This is a genomic window from Mesorhizobium sp. P5_C1 (assembly GCF_054049815.1).
Genome location: NZ_JBFULQ010001215.1, coordinates 1 through 794, shown reverse-complemented (window position 1 = coordinate 794; position 794 = coordinate 1). Strand labels below are relative to the sequence as shown.

Sequence of the window (794 nt, the reverse complement as noted above, 5' to 3'; positions counted from 1 at the left end):
CAAGAAGAACAGCGTCGGCGGTATCCTCCGCTTCCAGCGCTCGTTCTAACAAGGTTTCGGCTTGTCGAAATCGAAAACCCGGCGGGCAACCGCCGGGTTTTTTCAGGACTTTGCGCGACCATTGCATGCGGTGCTGCAGTTCGCGGTCTTAACTTTGGTTCGGCCTCGATAGCGCAGGTCTCAGCCGCATCGCGCGCTTCAGTACCCACAAAGCTCGTTCGCAAGTTTCGGAATTGGGACTATTTGTCCGCCAGGTCGCCCAATGCATCAATCAGCGGCTGAATTTCATTTTCATAATTCTTCCAGCGTTTGACGGACGACCTGTAAATCGGTTGACGGACCTGCCAGCGGCTTGGCGTGTTGACCGAACCATCCCTGTCGAAAAAGCGCAGGCAGGCGTCGTCCCAAGGCAACCCAAGATAATCTATAAGCCGACGTGACTGTGCTTCCTGATCCTCGACCAACGTTTCGTACTGATTCTCGAAGATCAGGCCCGGGAAAACCTCATTCCAATGCCGCATGAGGCGGTCATATTCGCGATAGTACAGGCCGAGTGCCTTCAGGTCGGCGTTGTAACTGTGCCCCTCGCCGAATCTCTGGACAAAACAAGAGACGCAATTGTCGATGGCGTCACGACGGCAATGAATGATGCGCGCGTTGGGAAAGAGAACGGCGATAAGACCGATCAGTTCGAAATTATGAGGCATCTTATCCACGATCCGAAGCGCGGAAGGTGCCCGCTCTCTCAGATAGGTCAGATGCTCTTCGGCCAACGTTCTGGATAGGTCTTTTGT

General features: G+C 54.2%; 1 protein-coding gene. It reads right to left on the bottom strand.

Features of this window, described 5'->3' with window-relative positions:
• Positions 1-239: 239 nt before the first annotated feature.
• Positions 240-794, bottom strand: a 555-nt coding sequence (locus ACXJ7R_RS34950) for a sulfotransferase family protein (RefSeq protein WP_457155777.1), incomplete at its 5' end; no start/stop codon positions are given.